This window comes from Streptomyces arenae, assembly GCF_022343545.1.
Taxonomy (GTDB): Bacteria; Actinomycetota; Actinomycetes; order Streptomycetales; family Streptomycetaceae; genus Streptomyces; species Streptomyces humi.
The window spans coordinates 21,119-34,072 of record NZ_JAKQYH010000059.1 but is presented as its reverse complement, the minus strand read 5'-3'; the positions used below and the strand labels follow the sequence as shown (position 1 = coordinate 34,072).

Sequence of the window (12,954 nt, the reverse complement as noted above, 5' to 3'; positions counted from 1 at the left end):
TTATGAGGCATCGGCGTACCTGTTCTGGCAGCGTGCCGTGATGTCGGAAAGCACCGCGTGGGCCTCGGCGAGGGTGAACTGCCGGCTGGTCACCTCGGGCAACTCACTCACCGCCACGAGGGTCTCGAAGTACGCCGCCGAGCCGGCGTCGAGACGTCCGGCGCGTCGTTTCGCCATTGTGAGCGTGCAGATGGCGTTGATCTGATCGGCCAGATCGTCGTACGCGCGGCGCCGGGTGCCGACACTGGCGCGGTAGGTCCGACGGTAGGCGAGCATGGCATCGTGCTGGGCTTCCGCCTCGGGCTCCGGTATTTCGGCAGCCCGCAGCTTGAGCTTGAGTTTCATCAACAGTTCGGTGGAACCATCTCGCCGTCGCCCGGTTGCTCTGCGCACGCTGTCGTCGAGGGCCGCGCCGAACTCGTCCGCGGTGAAGGTTCTCGGTCGCAGCTCAAGGGCACTGCGGGCTATGTACCGGGAGATCAGCCAGATCATGACCTCCTCGACTTCCTCGTACAACGGTTTCTCGCCCAGGCACGCCTCCACCAGTGGAGCCAGTCGCGCCATGGCCTCCGCCTCGACCTGGTCGATGGTGCGCGCTTCCACCAGAACGTCCAGGCGGTCGACACACCATCCGATGTCCCTCCCGTCCGGCAGTTGCACCCCTTCGAGCCTCTGGACGATGTCCGCGCGGGCGTCCGCACTCACCGGACCGCGCGGACGGTCCCGTTCCGCGACGAACGCATACAGGTCTCGCTGAGGCGTCTCGTTGACAATGAAAGTGAACCGTGTGCCATCCGGCAGCGGCTTGCCCAGGAACAACTTGCCCAGATAGCTGCTGTCTGCGGCCTTCTTCTCCTCCGGCCTGCAAACGTTGGCAATACTGTGCCGCGTTCCGGCTTCCTCGATCGTCTTGACCTGCCGGTATACGGGGGCGCCATCCCGATGACACAGGATGTCCTCCAGGTCCTCCCACGAGACCGCCGTCCACTGCCCTTCAAGCATGTCCAGGCAGTCCAGCAACGTGACGGCATCCTGATAGGCGAACCCCCGCCTGCTCCTACGGCCGCCGTCAGCAGGCGCGAGAGCCACGGCCGCCTCGTGCACTCCGACGCACGGCACTGAACCTTCGATACACGGCAAAATGGCCTGTTCGCACAGTTCCCCCATAAGCCACTTCGGAGCATGCAGTAGATCACCGCATCACCCAGCAGGGCAACGGTCGTGCAGAATCTCGGCCTTGCTCCGTGTCCGTGCCGCTACAACCCAGCACGACAAGGAGCACGGACCGACGAACGGCGAGCGCCGGACGCCCGCGTGGGGAACTAGCAGGCACCGGAACGGCCCGGAGATCAAGTGCACGATGGCGCCCCGCCTCAGCAGGCCGGCAGGGCATCGTCGCATCTGGTCCCGTCTACGCAGGACCCTCGTCGGCTGCGCCGACGAGGGTCCTCACATGTCACGAGCGATCACAAGCGTGTCACCAACCCCACGGACGCTCTCACTTCATAAGGCTCTGACCTGGACTTACACGCTCCCCCTGGACCAACTGGACGCCTCTGGACGGGTTCTACGACATGTGCCATGTGGTACCCAGGGAGGGACCCAAGATCAGGACGGGAGCCTCTTCTGGCCCGTCAAAGCGGTATTGCAGGGTGTTCGACGGTGTCTCACTCACGCCTCAGACCCTCTCACGTACCACGACTGCCCCCGTAACGAGGGTTGCGACTGCACATATCCGACCAGGTGGAAGACCTCCCGGGCCGTACAGCGCTTGAGGCTTCGGACTGTCTCGCGCCGAGTTTTTCCCTCCTGCGTGCGGCGTTCGTAGTAGTCCTGGGTACGCGGGTCGACGCGCAGTCTGGTCTGCACGATCCGGTGCAGGGCCGCGTTCCCGGATCTCCGGCCTTGAGCTGATTGACGGCCGTAGTGCGGGCCTTGACGGCCGACGCGTTCGTGAGTTTGTACATTCTCGCGATCTGCACCGGCCCGTCGCCCGTTCGGGCCCGAGCGCCGGTCCGCCCGCTCAGCACGGCTCGCGCCGCGTTCTGGGCATCGAGCGGGTCCGACTTGCCGCGCCGCCGACGATCCGCCCGGTCCATCCAGTCCACGCCGAACACGTCCACGCCCTGGGCCAGCAGACAGCGGGACAGGGACGCCCCATAGGGAACCGGTCCCCTCCACCCCGGCCCGCCCCACGCACCGCCAGAGCGCGGCGCGTCTTCACAGACCCCCGCACATGCGCCTCAGGGGGCGTTGGCGACGGGCCCGGTCACACCTCGATGTGGGAGCCCATGATGACCGTGCGGTCGCCAGGGAGGCCGAAGTACTCGGCGGCGTCGGCCGTGATGTAGGACGTGGCGATGAAGAGGCGCTTGCGCCAGGGGGCCATCGTCGGGGCCTTGCCTCGGCGCAGCTCGATCTTCGAGAGGAAGTAGGACGCCTGGTCGAGGTCCAACGGCCCTTCGGTGTCGTCCGGTTCGAGCATCGCCAGGGTGGCGGGCACGTCCGGTGTCTCCATGTAGCCGAAGCGGGCGGTGACGTGCACTATCCCGTCGTCGGTGAAGCCGAGGCCGTCCACGGTGAAGCGCCGGTCGGCCGGGACCCGGGGTACGGGCTCGGTCTCGATGGAGAGGATCACGACCTGCTGGTGTCGTACGTGGTTGTGCTCGACGTTGGCCCGAAGGGCGAGCGGCGCGGTCTCCTTGCCCCGATTGAGGAAGACGGCCGTGCCGGGGACCGTGCGCGTCGGCTCCGCCCCGGACTGCAGGCTGTCGATGAACTCGGGCAGCGGCCCCTCGTGCCGGGCCCGTTCCGCCGTGACGATGCTGCGGCCGCGCTGCCAGGTCGTCATGACAGTGAACGTGGTCAGGCCGATCAGCAGCGGCAGCCACGCGCCGTGGACCAGCTTGGTCAGGTTGGCCGCCACGAACAGCAGGTCCACGAAGAGCAGCAGGCCGGCACCGATGCCGATGAGCCACTTGGGCGTACCCCACTTCGCGCGGGCGACGTAGAAGAACAGCAGGGTGGTGATGGTGATGGTGCCGGTGACCGCCATGCCGAACGCGAAGGCCAGCGCCGCGGAGCTGCGGAAGGCGAAGACCAGGGTGAGGACCGAGACCATCAGCAGCCAGTTGATCCAGGGGACGTAGATCTGGCCGATGGTGGATTCGGAGGTGTGCGCGATCCGCAGCCTCGGGAGGTAGCCGAGCTGGGCGGCCTGGGAGGTCACCGAGTACGCGCCGGTGATCACCGCCTGCGAGGCGATCACCGTGGCCGCCGTCGCGAGCAGGATCATCGGCCACCGGCCCCAGTCGGGCACCAGCAGGAAGAAGGGGCTGCTGATGTTCTTCGGGTCGTCGAGGATCAGCGCGCCCTGGCCCAGGTAGCTCAGGATGCAGGCCGGGAAGACGAGGAACAGCCAGGCCCGGGTGATGGCCCGGCGGCCGAAGTGCCCCATGTCGGCGTAGAGCGCCTCGGCGCCGGTGACCGCGAGCACGACCGCGGCCAGGGAGAAGAAGGCGGTCCCGAAATGGCCGAACAGGAAGCTCAGGGCGTAACTCGGCCACAGCGCCCGGAGGATGTCCGGGTGCTCGGTGATGCCGACGACGCCGCACGCGCCGATGGCCAGGAACCAGGCGATCATGACCGGGCCGAACACCCGGCCGACCGCCGCGGTGCCCCGGCGCTGCACCAGGAACAGGGTCACGATGATCACCGCGGTGATGGGGACGACCGCCTCGTCCAGGGAGGGTTCGACGACCTTGAGGCCCTCGACGGCGGAGAGCACCGAGATCGCCGGGGTGATCATGCTGTCGCCGAAGAACAGCGACGCGCCGAAGATGCCCAGCGCGGCCAGGACGGTGGCGGCCCGCTTGCCGCGCTGTGAGGACCAGCGGCGCAGCAGGGTGATGAGCGCCATGATGCCGCCCTCACCGTCGTTGTCGGCGCGCATCGCCAGCAGGACGTAGGTGACCGTCACGATGATCATGACTGACCAGAACACCAGCGACACCACGCCGTAGACGTTCTGCGTGGAGACCGGGACGGGGTGCGGGTCATCGGGGTTGAACACGGTCTGGAGGGTGTAGATCGGGCTGGTCCCGATGTCACCGAAGACCACGCCGAGGGCGCCGATCACCACCGCGAGCCGCACCGAGTCGCGCGCCAGCTGTCTATGGGCCTCCGGAGGCTCCGCCGACGCGGTCTCCTGCCGACTGCCGGCCATGACGAACCTCCTCCTCGCGGGCCGTCGTGCGGACGGCCCCGTTCCGTGCGTCAGTGCGGACATTACCGATGTGTTGATCGGACTCCTGGTAGCGGGGGTGTCGGTTCTCGAAACGTTGCGGCATGGCGTCGGCCGTCGAGCAGAGGGGTGCCCGAGCGGGTCGGCCGGCATGAGGGAATTGCCGACCCGCCCGGGGTAGCTACAGCAGCCCCTCCGCCAGCGGCCCCAGGGACAGGGCCGGCAGGAAGTTGAGGAGCGCCAGGACGAGGGCCGCACCGACCTCGGTGACGAACATGACGGGGTTGCGGGTCAGTGTCACCGGGTTGAGCTTGCGCAGCGCGGCGGGCAGGGCGAGCCACAGTTGCTTCGGGTCGAGCAGACCACCGCTGATCCGCCGCGCGGGGCCGGGATCGGGCGGTCGTACGACGTCCTCGGTTCTCGCTGGTGTTGGGGGAGCCTCCGGGCGAGGGCCGGGGCGTCGTTCACCCGGAGGCCGACAGGGAATGCAGCTCGGGGTCAGAGGCCCACGTCGCGGCTGCGGATGTCGTCCAGGGACTCCCGGCGCACCAGGAGCCTGGCGTGACCGTCGCGCACGGCGGCGACGGGCGGGCGGCCGACCAGGTTGTAGCCGGAGGCCATGGACAGGTGGTAGGCACCGGCGACGGGGACGGCGAGCAGGTCGCCGGGGTGGACGTCCGCGGGGAGTTCGACGTCGTTGGCGAGCACGTCGCCGGCCTCGCAGTGCCGGCCGACGACGGTGACGGGAGCCCGGTCCGCGGTGGTGCGGCGGCCGACGAGACGGGGCGCGTAGCGGACTCCGTACAGGGCGGGCCGCGGGTTGTCGCTCATGCCGCCGTCGACGGCGACGTACGTGTGCGAGCCGGTGCGTTTGACGGCGAGCACGCGGTACAGCGCGATGCCCGCAGGTCCGGCGATGGCCCGCCCCGGTTCGATGATCAGGCGGGGCACCGGCAGCCCGGCCGCCGCGCACGCCTCGGCCAGCTCGGTACGGACCTTGCGGGCCAGGGTGGTCAGGTCCAGGGCCTGCTCACCCGGGCGGTAGGCGATGCCGTGTCCGCCGCCGAGATCGAGCTCGGGCAGGAGGAGGCCGTGCTGCTCGTGCAGCCGTGCCATGAGCCCCACGATGCGCCGCACGGCGGCCAGATACGGCTTGACGCTGGTGATCTGGGAGCCCAGGTGGCAGTGCAGGCCGGTGAGTTCAAGCTGCGGCTGATCGAGTATCCGGGCGATGGCGTGCTGGGCGTACCCGTCGGAGATGCTGAGGCCGAACTTCTGGTCCTCGGTACCGGTGCGGATCTTCTCGTGGCCGCCCGCGCTGATCCCGGGCACTACCCGGACCATGACCTTCTGACGCCCGTCGGGTCCGACGGCGGCGGCCAGCCGAGCGATCTCGGACGGGCTGTCGATGACGATGCGGCCCACGCCCAGGCGCAGCGCCGACTCCAGGTCGCGCGGGGACTTGGCGTTGCCGTGCAGCACGATCCGCTCGGCGGGGAAGCCCGTGGTGACGGCCAGCTCCAGTTCGCCGGCCGAGCAGACGTCGAGCCCCAGGCCCTCCTCCTCCATCCAGTGGATCATCGCGCGGCACAGGAACGCCTTGGCCGCGTACAGGATCTCGGTGTCGGGGAAGGCGTCCCGGTAGGTGCGGCAGCGGTCGCGGACCTCGACCTCGTCGAGGACGTAGACGGGGGTGCCGAAGCGGTCGGCGACCTCGGCAAGCGGTACTCCGCCCACCGCCAGGTCACCCGGGCGGGGCTCGGCGGTCGACGCGGGCCAGACCGAGAGGTCACCCGCGAGGGTGGTGACGGCGGTGTCATGAACAGTGGTCATCGTGCCCCCTCTCAGGCGACGCGCAGGGCGAGCGCGGGGACGACGGGGTGCACCGGCCGGGCGGCCCGTGCCGTGAACTGGGGATCCACCGTGACGGTGGCGATGCCGAGTGGTTCGGTCAGCGCGCGCAGCGCGGGCTCGGCGAGCCTGATCCACGCCTGCCCGGGGCCGAGCGTGGCGATCAGCCGGTTCTCGGAGGTGAAGCCGACGGCCGTACGGTCGCCGAGAGGGGTGCGGAAGACACGCGTCACACACCCCGAGGGTCCCGACCGGACGGGGACGAACAGAGGTCCGGCCGGCAACCGTTCAGAGGGCTCCGGGTCCTCGCCGCACAGGATGTCTTGCATGGAATACCTCCGGGGACCGAGGTCCGAGCGGGCCTCGGTCGGGTCGGATCGAGTGGCCTGACAGCCCCGAACGCGGGGAGGCGGAACGGGGCTCGCCGCTGACGCTATGCCCGACCGGCGTGGTGATCCGCCGGCTCATGACGCAACGCTGACGGGCATCCGGCGAACACTGACGCGGTGCTGACACCAGCGACGACGGGGTTCTACGGGTGCCGTCAGAATGGCGCCAAGAACTGGCCGGCGGGCTGTTCGAAAGCCTCGGCGCGAAGGTGAGATGGACGTGGTTTCCATCAGGTTCGCCGATGCGGGACCGCCCGTCGGCGTGTGAAGAACGGTGAAGTGATGTCCGAGTCCGACGCACCCTCAACCGCTCGACGAGTCCTGGTCGGGGTCAGCGGTTCGCCGGGAAGTCTGACCGCTCTGTGTCTGGCCGTGGGCGAGGCCCGGCACCGGGGTGCCGAGCTGTGGCCGGTGCTGGCCTGGGAGCCGCCCGGCGGGGATCCCGCCGCGCCTCGCCCACCGGCTGCGTCCCATCTCGTCCGGGAGTGGGAGAGGCTGGCGCGGGAGCGGTTGCTCGCGGCGCTGCGCGACATCTTCGGCAGCGCCGACACAGGGCTTCCGGGGCAGACGCTCATCGCCCGGGGTGCTCCTGGGCGGGCGCTCGTCGAGATCGCCGACCGCGACGACGATCTCCTCGTCGTCGGCACCGGGCGCCGTGGTTTCCTGCGCCGCGTGCTGCGGCCGTCGGTCGGCCGCTACTGCTTCGCGCACGCCACCTGTCCCGTCCTCGCCGTGCCGCCGTCGCCGTTGGAGTCCGCGCTGGCTGCCGCGCACCGCCGGAACACCTGGCGGCTGCGGCTGGACACCCGTGATGTGGAGAAGGAGTTCGAGACCGTGCCACCCAAAGCGTGGCCTCCACGACATCGGCCGGCAGCAGGCCGATAGGACCGTGCGCCTCCTGAACCAGACGCTGTCCAAGCTGCGCAGACTGCCGGAACTAGCCGGACTTCTGTATTTGTGCTGGTCAACAGCCTGGCGGTGAGGACATCACCCGCGGTCGGCCCGATGCCCGGTCGGGAGGCACGAGGCGGCGAGCGGCGCACGGGCGAGAGCCCATCACCCCCGACTGACCGCCGGACAGAGACGGGTCACGGCACCAGGACGATCTTTCCGGTGGTGTGACCGGCCTCGCTCTCACGGTGGGCCGCGGCGGCCTCCCGCAGCGGGTGACGGGACGCGATCAGGATCCGCAGTCGTCCTGCTGTCACGGCTTCCGTGAGCCGCAGACGGGCTGCTTCCCTGATCTCGGTGCCGGGGTCTGCGCCGGGTCCGCCGCCGAGGAGTTTGATCCCGGCCTGGACACCGCGCTGGAAGCCCGCGATGGTGGCGATCCGGGAGCGGTCGGTCACGAGCTCCACGGAGACGTCCACCGCCTCGTCGGTGCCCACCAGGTCGGCCGCCGCGTGGATTCCCGCGGGCGCCGCCGCGCGGACGCGGTCCGCCAGCCCCGGCCCGTAGGCGACCGGGACCGCGCCCAGTTCCCTCAGCAGCTCGTGCTTGGCCGGGCTCGCCGTCGCGACGACGGTGGCGCCGCCTGCCACGGCCAGCTGGACGGCCACCAGACCGACCCCTCCGGCAGCCCCGTGGACCAGCACCGTGTCGCCCTTGCCGAGCCCGATCGCGGCGAGAACGTGTACGGCGGTCGCGCCGGCGACCATCAGCCCGCCGGCCTGCTCCCAGGACAGCCCGGCCGGCTTCGGCACCACGGACGAGGCGGGCACGACGACTTCCGCGGCGTACGCGCCGGGCGCACGGTAGGCGATCACCTCGTCGCCCACCCGGACCGGGCCCGCGGGGCCGGTCGCGTCGGCGCCCACCGCGGTGACCACGCCGGCCGCCTCGGCCCCCAGCCGCATCGGCAGCTTCGCCGGATCGGCCCCGAAGGCGCCGCTGTACATCTTGTGGTCGAAGGGATTGACACCTGCCGCACGGACCGCGATGCGCACCTGACCGGGCCCGGGCTCCGGGACGTCCACGTCGATCACCGACAGGACCTCGGGACCGCCGTAGGCACTCGCCACCACTGCTTGACTCATACCTGTGGACAGCACGTTGCTGGAGGCGATCATTCCCTCGCCCTGCCGGTTTCTCATTTGCCGAAGCCCGCGGTGAGTCCGCCGATGAGCTGGCGACGTCCGAGGACGTACAGGACGAGGATGGGCAGCGTGGACAGGACCACCGCGGCCAGGATGGCGGGGGTGTTGATGGTGAACTCGCCCTGGAAGCTCCATACGAACAGCGGCAGCACCCGTCTGTCGGGGCTCTGGGTGAGGATCAGCGGGAAGAGGAAGCCGTTCCAGACGTTCAGGGCGTCGTAGACGGTGACGGTGATCAGTGCGGGACGGGACAGCGGCAGGGCCAGGTTCCACAGCATCCGCCAGTGCCCCGCGCCGTCGGCGCGCATCGACTCGTACAGTTCGTCGGGGATGTCCCGCAGGAAGCTGACCAGGATGATCACGGTGAGCGGGATGGCGAACGCCGCCGAGGGCAGCACGATCGCGGGCAGGGTGTCGTACATGTGCGCCTTGGCGATCAGGTAGTACACCGGGATGATCGTGGCCTGGAGCGGGATGGCGAGTCCCAGCAGGAAGACGCTGAACGCCCAGCGCAGGGCCCGGCTGGTGCCGCGGACGATGGCGTACGCGGCCAGGAAGGACACCACGAGGGTCAGCAGCGTCGCGCCGAGGGTGACCAGGGCGCTGTTGAGGAGGTAGTGGGTGAAGCCGTTGTCCAGGACCAGGCGGTAGTTGGCCAGGGTGGGGCTGGTGGGCAGGGCGAGCGGGTTGGCGTCGAAGAAGCCCTCGCGGGTGCGCAGGCTGGTGACGACGACCCAGTAGACCGGGACCAGGACGATCACCAGCCAGACGAGGCCACCCAGGGCGCCGAGAGGGTTGGTACGGCGCAGGCGGGCCATGCGGCCGGGCGTTCCCGCGGTCGCCGGTGCCGGACGGGCCGTGGATTCGGTGGACGGGGCGTGGGAGAGCGCGGACATCACATTCCTGCCTGCTGGCTGCGCATCCGGTTGAAGCCGGAGAACCGGAGGAGGGCGAGGGAGAGGAGCAGTCCTGCCAGGACGAGCACGACGGAGATGGCGCTGGCGAGGCCCATCTGGTTGCTCTGGAAACCCGTGATGTACATGTCGAGGGGCAGGATGCGCGTGGCGTAGCCGGGGCCGCCGCCGGTGAACACGAAGACGAGGTCGAAGTAGGTGAGCGAGCCGACGACCATCAGCGTCGAGGACGTGACGATCGTGTAGCGCAGCTGGGGCAGGGTGATGTGCCGGAACCGGGTGAGCCGGCCCGCACCGTCGAGGGACGCGGCCTCGTACAAAGAGGCCGGGATCTGGCGGGCTCCCGCCTGGTAGAGCAGCGTGTGGAAGGGCACGAACTGCCAGGCGATGACGAAGACGACGGCGTAGAAGGCGAGTTGGGGATCGCCCAGCCAGTCCTGGTTCAGCAGGGGCAGGTCGAGGGCGGCGCCCAGGCCGAAGTTGGGGTCGAGCAGGTTCTTGAAGATGACGGCGACGGCGGCCGTGGAGATCAGGAGGGGGACGAAGTAGAAGACGGCGAGCAGGGCGCGGTAGCGCTGCCGGCCGGCGAGGAAGACGCCCAGCAGGAGGCTGAGCGGGGTCTGCACGGCCCAGGAGACCACCATCAGCTTGACGGTGAGCCACAGGGCGTGCCGGGTGACGTCATTGGTCAGTGCCTCACGCCAGTTGTCGGTCCCCGCCCACGCCGGGCTGCCGAGTCCGTCCCAGCGGGTGAAGCTGAGGTAGACCACGATCGCCATCGGTACGAGGGCGAAGAGGGCGAACAGCAGCAGGGCGGGGAGGGCCATGACGAAGGGCGGCCCCCCTTGACGGGTGGACGCGGAGACCTTGACGCCGCTCACTTCGCCGCCGCCTTGTCCATCTGGGCGCAGAACTGTTCCGGGCTGATCTGACCGAGGAAGAGCTGGTCGAGGTGGGTGAGCAGCTCGTTGCCGAGTTCCGGGGAGAGCGCCTGGTCCCAGGAGAGCTGAAAGCTCTTCGCGTTGCGGGTGAGCTGGTAGACGTACGTCGTCCAGTCGGCGTTGTCCGTGGTCTTGAGCTTGGCGTCCAGGTTCTGTACCGGCGGGACGTCACCGTTCTTCAGCAGATGGCCGACGTAGGCGTCGTTGTAGACGCCGTCCTTGAGGTAGGTGACCGCGGACTTCTTCTCCTTGGCGCTCGCCTGCGCGGACAGGGAGAAGAAGTTGGCCGGGTTGCCCACGACGTCCGACGCGTCGCCCTTGCCGCCGGCGACGGCCGGGAAGCCGGTCCAGCCCAGCCGGCCGTCCGCGACGAACTTCGGCGAACCGGTGTTGATCGTGCCGTAGCCCCAGCTGCCCTGGAGGATCATCGCGGCCTTGCCGGTGTAGAGCTGGGCCTCGGCCTGGCCGGTGTCGGCGGAGACGGAGGTGAAGCCCTTGGCGAAGCCGCCGGCGTCGACCAGCTGCTTGATCATCCCGGTGGCGCGGAGGACGGCCGGGGCGGACCAGGCGCCCTTCTTCCCGGCGGCGATGTCCTCGAAGGTCCCCGGCCCGCCGACGCGGTCGACGAGGTACTCCAGCCACATCAGGTCCGGCCACTTGGACGCGCCGCCCATCGCCAGTGGGGCGATGCCCGCGGCCCGGAGCTTCCTCACCAGGGTGAGCAGGTCGTCCCAGGTCTGCGGCGGCCGGCCGCCGACCCGGGCGAGCAGTTCCTTGTTGTAGTACAGGACCACCGGCTGGACTCCGTTGACGGGCACGCCGTAGACCTTGCCGTCGAAGGTGGCCGCCTTCAGGACCGAGGGAAAGATGCGGTTCTTCCACTGGGGGTTCTGGTCGAGGTCGGGCGTCAGGTCGGCGACCTTGCCCGCGTCCACGTAGCTCCTCAGGCCGCCACCGCCCCAGTTCTCGAAGAGGACGGGGCCGTTGCCGGCGCCGACGGCGGTGCGCAGCTTCTGCTTGTAGGGGTCGTTCTGGAAGTACTGGTAGGTGACCTCGGCGTCCGGGTGTTCGCCGTTCCACTCGGTGGCCGAGGCCCGGAAGGTCGTTTCGGAGCCCTGGGTCAGCGCCCAGACCAGTGTTCCGTCTCCGGTGCCGCCGCCGGCGGTGCGCCCGCCGCTGCCGCAGGCGGAGAGGGTGAGGGCCATCGCCGCGGCCATGGCGGTGGGGATGGCTCGGGAGGGCATTCTGGGGGTCATGGTGAGCTCCTTCGGCTCGTCAGAGGCTCGTTCGCGCTGGACGGCTCGGCTGGCTCGTCGGTGCGGGAAGCGCGGCTCGAAAATTTTCGAAACCTCTGCGTTTTCTGGCCGACAAAGTAGGTGCGGCAATTCGCGCGGTCAAGACGTCGCGTCGCATGTTTTTCGGATCAGCCAGGCTCTGGCGCGCGACGAAAGCTTGCGCTACGTTCCCCGTAAACCAGCGAAAGGACCCAGCATGGCGAAGAGTGCCGTCGGGCGGACGACCCTGACCGGTATCGCCGAGGCGGCCGGGGTCTCGGTGGCCACCGTCTCCAAGGTGGTCAACGGTCGCAGTGACGTCTCGCCCGAGACCCGGGCCCGCGTCGAGCGGCTGCTGGTGGAGCGCGACTACGTGGCCCGCGGGCCCGGCGGCGCGCAGTCGCCGGTGCGGACCGTCGACCTGACCTTCGACCAGCTGGTCAACCCCAACAACCTGGTGATCACGCAGGGTGTGACGGAGGCCGCGGCCGAGGCCGGGGTGGACGTCGTCATCGGTACGGCGCCCGACGACCCTCTGGGCGCCGCCTGGGCCCGGAAGATCGCGGGTGCCGGGCGGGAGGGCGTCATCCTGGTGACGTCCGAGCTCACCTCACAGCAGCGGGCGCAGTTCGCGAAGGCCGGCGTCCCGCTCGTGCTCATCGACCCGATGAACGTGCCGGACGACAGCGTGCCGAGCATCGGAGCGACGAACTTCAGCGGTGGCATGGCGGCGACGGAGCACCTGCTGGGGCTCGGCCACCGGCGCATCGCGATGATCGAGGGCCGGCACGACGCCGTCTGCAACACCGCCCGCCTGCACGGCTACCAGGCCGCGCTCAGCGGCGCGGGCATCACGCCCGATCCCCGGCTCATCAAGCAGGGGGCCTTCCGGTTCGAACCCGCCTACCAGGCCGCCCTGGAACTCTTCGCCCTCGACGAACCGCCCACCGCCGTCTTCGCGGGCAACGATCTGGAGGCGTTCGGCGTCATCGAGGCCGCCCGCGTCCACGGGCTGCGCGTGCCCGAGGACGTCAGCGTCGTCGGCTTCGACGACACCGCCGCCGCCGGCACCTCGGCCCCTCCCCTGACCACCGTCCGGCAGCCGTTCGCCGAGATCGGCCGTGCCGCGCTGCGCACCCTGCTCCGCCTCGCCGCCGGCGAACCCCTGGACAGTCACCGGGTGGAGCTGGCCACGCAGCTGGTGGTCCGCGGCTCCACCGCCCCGCCGCCCGCCCACACCTGAGAC

The 12,954-nt window shown here is 69.8% G+C and carries 11 protein-coding genes and 1 pseudogene; 2 read left to right on the top strand and 10 right to left on the bottom strand.

The window, feature by feature from the left end; translation table 11 throughout:
* The 6 genes and pseudogenes from MB828_RS26155 to MB828_RS26130 all read right to left on the bottom strand — a co-directional run bounded on the left by MB828_RS26155 (position 1) and on the right by MB828_RS26130 (position 6,423).
* Positions 1-1,089 carry a dsDNA nuclease domain-containing protein gene (locus MB828_RS26155; protein ID WP_301650334.1) on the bottom strand — a complete coding sequence of 363 codons (1,089 nt, stop codon included), beginning with the start codon at positions 1,087-1,089 and terminating at the stop codon, positions 1-3.
* Between the two features lie 484 nt (positions 1,090-1,573).
* Positions 1,574-1,675: pseudogene (locus tag MB828_RS26150) on the bottom strand (alpha/beta fold hydrolase); the annotation flags it as partial.
* Positions 1,676-2,269: 594 nt separating this feature from the next.
* Positions 2,270-4,225: a potassium transporter Kup gene (locus MB828_RS26145; RefSeq protein WP_301650333.1), complete on the bottom strand. Its 1,956-nt coding sequence runs from the start codon at positions 4,223-4,225 to the stop codon at positions 2,270-2,272.
* 199 nt (positions 4,226-4,424) lie between these two features.
* Positions 4,425-4,544 carry a potassium-transporting ATPase subunit KdpA gene (locus tag MB828_RS26140; protein ID WP_301650332.1) on the bottom strand — a complete coding sequence of 40 codons (120 nt, stop codon included), beginning with the start codon at positions 4,542-4,544 and terminating at the stop codon, positions 4,425-4,427.
* 197 nt (positions 4,545-4,741) lie between these two features.
* Entirely contained in the window at positions 4,742-6,076 is a 1,335-nt protein-coding gene (gene lysA / locus MB828_RS26135) for a diaminopimelate decarboxylase (protein WP_301650331.1), read from the bottom strand.
* Between the two features lie 11 nt (positions 6,077-6,087).
* Complete coding sequence (locus MB828_RS26130; protein ID WP_301650330.1) at positions 6,088-6,423, bottom strand: SAV_915 family protein; 336 nt, start codon at positions 6,421-6,423, stop codon at positions 6,088-6,090.
* 342 nt (positions 6,424-6,765) lie between these two features.
* On the opposite strand from MB828_RS26130, the gene MB828_RS26125 reads away from it, so the two are divergent.
* Positions 6,766-7,368: a universal stress protein gene (locus MB828_RS26125; RefSeq protein ID WP_301650329.1), complete on the top strand. Its 603-nt coding sequence runs from the start codon at positions 6,766-6,768 to the stop codon at positions 7,366-7,368.
* Positions 7,369-7,571: 203 nt separating this feature from the next.
* Here the strand turns inward: MB828_RS26125 and MB828_RS26120 are convergent, their stop codons facing one another.
* The 4 genes from MB828_RS26120 to MB828_RS26105 all read right to left on the bottom strand — a co-directional run bounded on the left by MB828_RS26120 (position 7,572) and on the right by MB828_RS26105 (position 11,690).
* Entirely contained in the window at positions 7,572-8,504 is a 933-nt protein-coding gene (locus MB828_RS26120; protein WP_301650537.1) for a quinone oxidoreductase family protein, read from the bottom strand.
* A 68-nt stretch (positions 8,505-8,572) separates the two neighbouring features.
* Positions 8,573-9,475, bottom strand: coding sequence for a carbohydrate ABC transporter permease (locus MB828_RS26115; protein ID WP_301650328.1), 903 nt, complete (start codon positions 9,473-9,475; stop codon positions 8,573-8,575).
* Positions 9,475-10,320: a carbohydrate ABC transporter permease gene (locus MB828_RS26110; protein WP_301650536.1), complete on the bottom strand. Its 846-nt coding sequence runs from the start codon at positions 10,318-10,320 to the stop codon at positions 9,475-9,477. Before MB828_RS26110 ends, MB828_RS26115 begins: the two co-directional genes overlap by 1 nt.
* 50 nt (positions 10,321-10,370) lie before the next feature.
* The gene (locus MB828_RS26105) at positions 10,371-11,690 is read right to left on the bottom strand and encodes an extracellular solute-binding protein (protein WP_301650327.1); all 1,320 of its coding nucleotides are present in this window, start codon (positions 11,688-11,690) and stop codon (positions 10,371-10,373) included.
* Positions 11,691-11,925: 235 nt separating this feature from the next.
* Between MB828_RS26105 and MB828_RS26100 the strand changes: the two genes are divergently transcribed.
* Positions 11,926-12,951 (top strand): LacI family DNA-binding transcriptional regulator, encoded by a 1,026-nt coding sequence (locus MB828_RS26100; RefSeq protein ID WP_301650326.1) that lies wholly within the window; start codon positions 11,926-11,928, stop codon positions 12,949-12,951.
* Positions 12,952-12,954 lie beyond the last annotated feature (3 nt).